At 35.1% G+C, this 609-nt stretch carries 1 protein-coding gene and 1 pseudogene; one reads left to right on the top strand and one right to left on the bottom strand.

What is annotated here, in order from left to right; translation table 11 throughout:
* Window positions 1–188 (bottom strand): transposase (locus B0181_RS10105; RefSeq protein WP_211276083.1); only part of this gene is annotated, 188 nt, incomplete at its 3' end.
* A gap of 48 nt (window positions 189–236) precedes the next feature.
* Between B0181_RS10105 and B0181_RS10110 the strand changes: the two are divergent.
* Window positions 237–609, top strand: a pseudogene (locus B0181_RS10110) (RNA-guided endonuclease InsQ/TnpB family protein); the annotation flags it as partial.

The following is a 609-nucleotide window of genomic DNA, read 5'->3' on the forward strand; positions in this document are numbered from 1 at the left end:
TCTTCACCATCAAACTCTACAAGCTCACTTTCAAAATCCAAGCATACGCCATGAAAGATAATTTTTAGCTCATCTAAAATCTCTTTGGTAAACACCTCTCGCCTGTATTTAGTAACAAAGACCAAATGAACATGCAAATTAAAAACAACGTGTCTGCCACGCCTTACTTGAGTTTTTTCACTTGACATAAAATTAGACCAATGTATAATTAAAACATCAACATCATACCAAAACCCATGAAAACACTCAAGTTTCGCATATACGACAAACACAAAAACCAACTTGAAAACTTGGCAAGTTCGGTGAACTTTGTGTGGAATTATGTGAATGAACTTGGGCTTAAATACCTACAAAGACATCAAAAATTTCTATCTGCTTATGATTTGAATGAATACACCACAGGGGCAAATACCGAACTTGGCTTACATTCTCAAACCGTGCAAGCCATCAATGAAACACACGTCAAAAGCCGTAAGCAGTTTAAGAAAGTAAAGCTAAATTGGCGAACCAACAACCCAAAAGCAAAAAGAAAATCGTTAGGCTGGATACCGTTTAAAAAATCAGCGATAAAACTTTTAAAAACCTATCAAACCAATAAATCTGCTTTAA

It is taken from the genome of Moraxella caviae (assembly GCF_002014985.1).
GTDB classification, from domain to species: Bacteria; Pseudomonadota; Gammaproteobacteria; order Pseudomonadales; family Moraxellaceae; genus Moraxella; species Moraxella caviae.